The sequence below is a fragment of the Phaeobacter sp. PT47_59 genome, assembly GCF_028890025.1.
GTDB lineage: Bacteria > Pseudomonadota > Alphaproteobacteria > Rhodobacterales > Rhodobacteraceae > Phycobacter.
This window is the reverse complement of sequence record NZ_JARCJL010000004.1, coordinates 257,025-263,868: the sequence shown is the minus strand read 5'-3', so window position 1 is coordinate 263,868 and position 6,844 is coordinate 257,025. Positions and strand designations below refer to the sequence as shown.

The window sequence follows — 6,844 nt, the reverse complement described above, 5'->3', positions numbered from 1 at the left end:
GCCATCAACACCATGATTTATATAGGTAATGTCGAGTTCAGGACAGCGAAATCAGCGGGTTACTTGGGGAATACGGGACAAAATCAATAGCACTCAAAATCGCCTCAAGTCGGCGTCCGTAAATTGGTTCGTGATGGGCTAAACGGTTTCGTGTCTCGTATATGACCTCCAGATGACTCGCGATCAAAGACCGATCATAGGTCTTGTTCGGAAATACCCGTTTTAAGGACCTCTTCCACAGAGCTTTTTCATAGTGTTCGGAAAACAGACGCTTCCAAAAAAACATTGTCAATTGAGCCACGATCTGGCCGTCAACCACCGTGATTGTCTCTTGTCGTTTTTGCGCCAACTTTCGATGTTTAATGCCAGCAGGCACTCCGCCCGGAAAAGCCGCGGGATCCAAGGCACTTTTTTCACCACCGGTCATCTTGGAATAAGCTGCTCTTTGCGCATGCTTTGACGCAGTTTTGATGGAAAGCACCTCTAGTCCCGCCCACTTCAGGCTAGGGGGAGGTGAACGCAGCCAGCCAGCGGCACCAAGGTCCCGATCAAGAGCGTGACAAACGGCATTTCGCAAAGAGACCTCAATAAGCCCCGTCACCGCCAAAATCGCCACCCCAAGGCTCATTGTTGCTTGATGCAATTCGATTGCATCCTGGTCGGATCGCGTCAGATCCCGAAATGTTTGCAGTCTCGGCTGTGACAATAGTTGAGATATGTCCCCAACGTCCGAACTTGATAGAAACCTTGACAAAGCATCCTCCACCCTGTAACTATGGCCTTGAAACGTCGGGATCACGGTCGGCAGCGCGCTTTGTTCGTGACGGACCCCCGACGCTATAGAAAAAGGGTCGTTCAGAAATGAACGGCCCTTTAACATTTAGGCCTTCGCATCCACCAGAGCCTAAACGTATAGATTGAAAAGACACAAGAAAAATCCCGCCAGCTTGCACCGGCGGGTTCGTCTTTTTGTGGTGACCGGTAGCCCTACGCGACAGCCCCCACGCGCTTATTCTCGATCATCTCATCAATGAGCGTTTCCGCCGTGCGATAGGTGCCATCGCTGGGACGGTGCAAGGTCACATAGACATCTTCGGTTGACGCCTCACGCTGAGCGACGATGGGGCCAACCAGCGTATCGGTGAAAAATTCGATGCGGTCATACTTGGAGCTTGCCAATGCGCCGCCCTTCAACTCGATCTGTGCAGCCTTCCAGCTATCGCCGGGCGTATCGTGGATGAGACGAAGAAAGACATTAAACTGTTTGCGCCCGAAGGCCACGCGGATAGTTTCAGGGGGTGTCGGCTGAGAGTATTCTTTGATATTGTCAGTCAAGTGTTCATTCCTTCGGTTGAACATTTCAAAAAGCGGCTTGGTCTGGTGTCGAGTGTAGGAATTTGATTACCAGATCAGCCGCGACTATGAGCGCCTAGACGCCCGTTACTTTCCACTGTGGGAAAGACCTGCGAACCTGCTTGTTGAGCTGGTCCAGCATCTTGTTAAGCCGCACGGCCTCTTTCATGGCTTCGCCCCTATCCTTCTCGGTCGAGCTTTCCAGCTCTGACAGGCGCGCTTCAATCTCCTGGCGCTTGTAGCGGTTGACTGCTTCCGCGAGTAGCAGAGCAACATCTTGCAGAATTCCAATTGTCGCCTCTGCGCGGCCAAGCGCTCCTTTGGCATCGCCAAACAGATCACCATCGCCATGCGTTTCGCGGTCGAGCACGAATTCCTCGGGGTCGCGCTCATCAACGAATGGCGGCAACTCGAACCCCGCCAACGACGAATAGTTGATCAGATCGTCAATGCCGGGATCGTTCTGTGCAAACACCGAAAAGGGTGTGAGAAACAAATCAGCTGCGGCGTCACCACCTTTCTTGAATTCCTTTTGCTTCTTGTCTTTTTGGCGTTCGCGATAGGCACGCTGTTTCTCAGCCGGGGTCAGGGCCATTGGCTTTCTCCTTGGTGGTGGTAACGGTCTACTCCGTTACCGTGATCAAGTCAAGCAACGTCTGAGATTTTTTCTTCGCGCTCGGCATCATCCAAGACGCTCCGGGGCCAAACGCCACCTACCTCACCAAGGATGCGCACAATCTCGACCTCAGGGTGAACAGGCTGCTCGGCAACCAGCCGCAACAGCTCCGCACGGAGCGCGGCATAGGTTTCGTCGTCAATGTAGGTGTCGGTAGGCTGGGTGGTCGTCGTCTGCATGGTTGCGTTCCTCTCGAAGCGATTTGCACCCCGAGACTCGCACATGCGGAATCCAGCAATCAAGCCGGAAAATCACCTAAGTCATTGCTTTTAAAGGAAGTAAGAAGTTACTTACCTTGGTTCGGACCCCACACCGGCTAACTTACTAACGGTGAAAAATGGCGCAGGGTCCGATCCCAAGAGAAAGCGGCCTTTGCACCGCATGTTGCAAATTTGACACACCTTAGATTCAAGCACAAGCTCTTTTCGCAAGCCGACGCGCACGAGCTTGCTCAACGGCCACCTCAACCGCTTCGGTGAGCGCTGCTCCGGTCAGCCCCTGCCCATCGGGGCCGAACTTCGCTTTGGCGCGCGCCCGGTTGGCGCTGTCTGCTTTCTGGTCTTTAACGTGCTGCGCCCGTTCTTCCGGGGTCATGGCGTCCAGCACATCTTTCGGCGTCATGGTGTTGGGCCTGTCCTTGTCGCGGCGACTGGCGTTGTATTCTTCGCGACCCTCTCCGGCACGCCATTCATCGGTGGCACGGCGCTTCCGCCAGCCCTCGTCAGTCGCGCGGGACTGCTCTACCTTGAACATCCTCTTGGCCTCAGCCAGATCAGCCATCGCCCGGTGGTATTCATCACTACCCGGCTCCACTGCGTCGCGCCAGATTTCCGCCTCTGTAACGGCCTCACGCGCCTTGTCGTAAGGGGTGAACGCCGGTGCGTGGTCCACGCGCTCATAGGCCGGTTCCTCGGCTTCTGTGGGCGCGCTGGACGGTGCCTGGGGGGCTTCCTGCCCCAAGTCGTCCAGCTCCGCCAACAGCGCTTCATGCCGCGCCGCCTCACGGCGCTTGAATTCCCCATCGCTCACCCCGTTGTTCAGATCACGTTGGCGGTGGTCAGGGGTGGCACCATCAAAGAATTCACGCAGGCGCTCCGCTTTTTCCAGCTCATCCCAGTCACTATCTGCTATATTCATGGGTAGTCTTACCAGCATGAGGGGTCGGAGTTGGCGCGCCGCCCCTCTTTCCTATGCAGCGTCAGGCAAAGCCATTTCGATCAAGCGCGCGAACTCATCGGCAAGACCACGGTCGAACATCTTGGCCGGGGCGTCAGCCGGGATGGAAATCGCGATTCCCTGCCCCCTGCCTTTCAGGCCAAAGTTCATCTGCTTTTCTGCATTGATGCTGATCACCGTTTTCGCGCTGCGCTCACCGGAAAGGAAGTCGCGTATCTCGGATGCAAGCTGCGCGGCCTCGGAATGTGAAAAACCGATTGTCTCGCCATCATCGAACCTAATCGCCAAGCCATCGGCCAGCGCGTTGATTTTCACGCCGGGTATCTCATGCGCGATCAAGCCTTCGCTCTGGGCGAACTCGATCAGCTTGGCAAGAACCTCGCTCATGTTCACCGCGCCCATGTTCGCGGCCATCTGTTTGAGCTGGGTAATACGTTCCTGCGGAACCTTTAAGGTGGGGTGGTTAGACATTGGGCATCCTTGTGATTGGGTTGCCCTAAATGTAAGGGAATACCCTTTAGGGCGCAAGGCAAATTTCGCCGCGCAGATTAAGTCGTGGCTCAAGAACTGCACCGGAACAGCAACGCTAGCCGGGACGGTCTCTTGTAGCCGGAAAAGCCAAAAAGTAGAATTTTGCCCGCCACCCTTTATTTTCTTATGTATATGATAAGTAAGAGGTAGGAATAAGTCATAGTAATACGTGCAGAATTCTACTTTTCCAGCGGGCAGAATTCCACCCTCACCGGGTGGGCAAAATTCTACTATTGACGGGCAGAATTCTACTTTCTCCGGCTACCCCTCAGCCCCGAACCACTGCATCAGCTTGGCCTCAAAACTCCACGGTGCGGCGTCCGCTCCTGACCATGCCGGGGCAGTCCACTTCTGTGCAGTGTTGAACCCACGCGGCTGATACCAGAACGGGCGATAGCCGCCCCGATCTTCGAAGAATTGCCGGATTGTGGCGAACTGGGTTTCTGTGAGCGCATCCCAGTGCAAGGAAATCTCATATGCGATGTGGTTCAGCCCGTTCGGTGCCGCCTGTGTGTAGCCGTCGCCAAAATCTGCTTTCAACAATTTGATCTTGGGTGCGTGCTTGTTTCCCGGTGTAGGTGCTATCGGCGGGGTGAAAGTCATAAGTGCCATTAGCGCCGCCCTCTGTTGTTCAAGAGATTGCCGGGCCTGCCCTGCTTTCTAATCTCATCGACCACGACACCTCGCATGGTCATTTCCATTTCACGCGCCATCTTCTTGGCGAGGTCATTATTCTGTTCGGGGCTTCCCGCAGATCCGTTCACCGTCACCGGCGCGCTGATATTGATCACCTGCCCGGCGTCCTCCACAGGCCCGGAGCGCGCTGCCTGTGCGCTTCTCAGGGGTGCCGCACCTCCTACCAGGCCACCAGAGGCGTAACCCCTCTTGGCGGCGCTGTGCAGCGCTTCTAAGTTCCCAACACCAATCCGGCGCGTGGCCTCCTTTGAAAGAACATACTCGCCCTTGTGCACCACCCCGGCAGGTTCGAACTTGCCACCGTCGCCGGTGTAGCCGCCACTTGCGAAACCACCACTCAGCACGGATGCGAAGCTGTTGAGCCACCCCTGCCCACCACCGGCAAGGCCACCCAGCAGGCGCAGGAAGAACTTCTGCGCCGCATAGCGCGCCAGGTCTTTCATCAGGTTCGCCATCGCCTCGCGGAAGCTCATGGTGCCGGTGATCAGCCCTTCGAAAGCGGTTGCCGCCGAATTCTCGATCTGCATCCGGGCATCATCAATCTTGCGCAGCCCCTCGGCGGCCAGATCGGCTTTTCTGGAACTGTCGGCATAAGCCTGCGCCAGCCGCGAAATCTCAGAGCGCAGCGCCGGGGTGATGGACAGCCCCTGCATCTGGGCCGAATGCAGCAGCTCCGCTTCGCGCCGTGCGACCTCGATAGCCATCTCATAATCGGTGCCAGCGGCGGCAGCGGCCATCATGGCGGCGGCTTCCAGTTCAAGCGCTTTCGTTTCGTCGATAATCGACTGAACGGCGCGGCCAAAAGTGTCGCCCTTGCCGCCGCCGCCCTTCCCGGCGTTGCTGCGCGCCACATCGGCGGCGATCTTGGCCGTTGCGGCAACTTCTGCCTGTTCGCGTGTCAGCGTCACACCTTCGGCGGCGGCGCGCTTCATCACAGATGCGATTTCGCGCTCGATGGTCAGGCGCTCGCGCGACATAGCGTTGCGCTCTGCCTCACCGGAAAGGAATTCGTCTAGCTTGGCTTTTTCGGCTTTCCAATCGCGCATGGACTGCGCGTCAGCTTCCCGGAAGGTCTGCATGGGCGTCTTGGGCGCTTCCACCCCGGCGGCATCGGCCAGAGCTCCTTTAAGCGAGGACGCCAGCCCGAGAACGGTCTGCAAGACGCCGCCCAGCTTCATCACCTGCGAGATAGCGTTGCCAAACTCCACCTTGTCGGCTTCTTCCAGCGTATCAAAGGCGGCAGCCGCCGCCGTCTGCACCTCGTCCAGCTTCTGCGCGAAATCCTCGCCGGTCAGGGTGCCTTTGGCGAACTCGTCGGCCAGCGTGATCATTTCCGCCGCTGTGCCTGCCAGCTCGGTCGCGGCTTCATCATAGCCCCAGCTCCGGGCCAGATTGGACGCCTGCAAGAGCTGGGCGGCGGTCAGGCGCACGGCGTCACCAAGCTGATCGTAGGACTTCCGCAGCGCGCCCAGGTCGCGTTCCTGCGCGTCCACCACATCGCGGTTCTTCTCAAGGGCGTCATACAGATCATCGCCCAGCACCGCCCGGCCCTGTTTCTCACCCGGGAAAATGTCATCCAGCTTGGAGCGCAGGTCTGCGATTTCAACAACGCCATCGGCCACCGCCACGGCCACGCGCTTGCCGAACATGGCGATACGCGCGGTCAGCTCGTCGAACTTGCGCGAAACCTCATCGGCCTTGGCGATCACGTCATCACCCAGAACAAGGCCCAGTTCGTGCGCACGGTCCACGGTGCGGCGCAGCCCGTCCTCGCCCTGATCCACCAATTCAACAAAGCGCTCGCCAGCGGTGCCGCCGAACAGCTCATCTGCCACGCGGATACGTGCAGCCACGTTAAGCCGCTTCATCCGGCCCATGATCTCAAGCAGAAGGTCGGACGGGTCTTTCAGCTTCTCGCGCAGTTCGTCGGCACCATAGCCCAGCCGCGCGAACGCCTCTGCGCCGGTGCCGCCGCCTGTCGTGATGAACTCATCGGCCTGAATATTCATCTCGCGTAGGCCGTCCGTCATCGCATCTATACCGATACGGTTAGCTTCGGCCACATAGCGCCATTCCTGAAAGTCCCTGAGCGGCACCCCGGCGCGCTTAGCTTCGTTGCCGATCTCGGCAATCCCGCGCGTGGTTTCGCGCAGCGCCTGCACGGTCGCCGCCGATCCGATCCCAGCCAGCAGGGGCAGGCTCATACGCTTGAACGCCCCGGCCATCGCGTCGCCCATCTTGCCGTAGGTCTTGCCGATCCGGTCTGCCGACTGCTTGGCCCGCCGCTCCATACCCTGCGCGGCCCTGCGCTGCGCCCGGTTGGCGCGCTCAAGGCCCTTTTCCAGTTTGTCGATCCGCGCTTCAATCGGGACGATCAGGCCGGGCATACTCACATCATTCATTGCTCATACC

The 6,844-nt window shown here is 58.1% G+C and carries 8 protein-coding genes; all 8 read right to left on the bottom strand.

The genetic code is table 11. The features are described from left to right. Positions 1-37: 37 nt before the first annotated feature. A complete protein-coding gene (locus PXK01_RS05905; protein ID WP_274859239.1) occupies positions 38-643 on the bottom strand; it encodes a hypothetical protein in 606 nt (201 codons plus the stop codon). 344 nt (positions 644-987) lie between these two features. Continuing rightward, positions 988-1,335, bottom strand: a complete 348-nt coding sequence (locus PXK01_RS05900) for a hypothetical protein (protein WP_274859237.1) — start codon at positions 1,333-1,335, stop codon at positions 988-990. Between the two features lie 94 nt (positions 1,336-1,429). Further along, a complete protein-coding gene (locus PXK01_RS05895; RefSeq protein WP_274859236.1) occupies positions 1,430-1,948 on the bottom strand; it encodes a hypothetical protein in 519 nt (172 codons plus the stop codon). 50 nt (positions 1,949-1,998) lie between these two features. Further along, entirely contained in the window at positions 1,999-2,208 is a 210-nt protein-coding gene (locus PXK01_RS05890) for a hypothetical protein (protein WP_274859235.1), read from the bottom strand. A 229-nt stretch (positions 2,209-2,437) separates the two neighbouring features. Further along, the gene (locus PXK01_RS05885) at positions 2,438-3,166 is read right to left on the bottom strand and encodes a hypothetical protein (RefSeq protein WP_274859234.1); all 729 of its coding nucleotides are present in this window, start codon (positions 3,164-3,166) and stop codon (positions 2,438-2,440) included. Between the two features lie 51 nt (positions 3,167-3,217). Further along, on the bottom strand, positions 3,218-3,676 hold the full coding sequence (locus PXK01_RS05880) for a hypothetical protein (protein ID WP_274859233.1): 459 nt from the start codon (positions 3,674-3,676) through the stop codon (positions 3,218-3,220). Between the two features lie 321 nt (positions 3,677-3,997). Then, positions 3,998-4,348 carry a phage tail protein gene (locus PXK01_RS05875; RefSeq protein WP_274859232.1) on the bottom strand — a complete coding sequence of 117 codons (351 nt, stop codon included), beginning with the start codon at positions 4,346-4,348 and terminating at the stop codon, positions 3,998-4,000. Continuing rightward, positions 4,348-6,834, bottom strand: coding sequence for a hypothetical protein (locus PXK01_RS05870; RefSeq protein WP_274859231.1), 2,487 nt, complete (start codon positions 6,832-6,834; stop codon positions 4,348-4,350). The genes PXK01_RS05875 and PXK01_RS05870 overlap by 1 nt, the downstream gene beginning before the upstream one ends. Between the last annotated feature and the right edge of the window lie 10 nt (positions 6,835-6,844).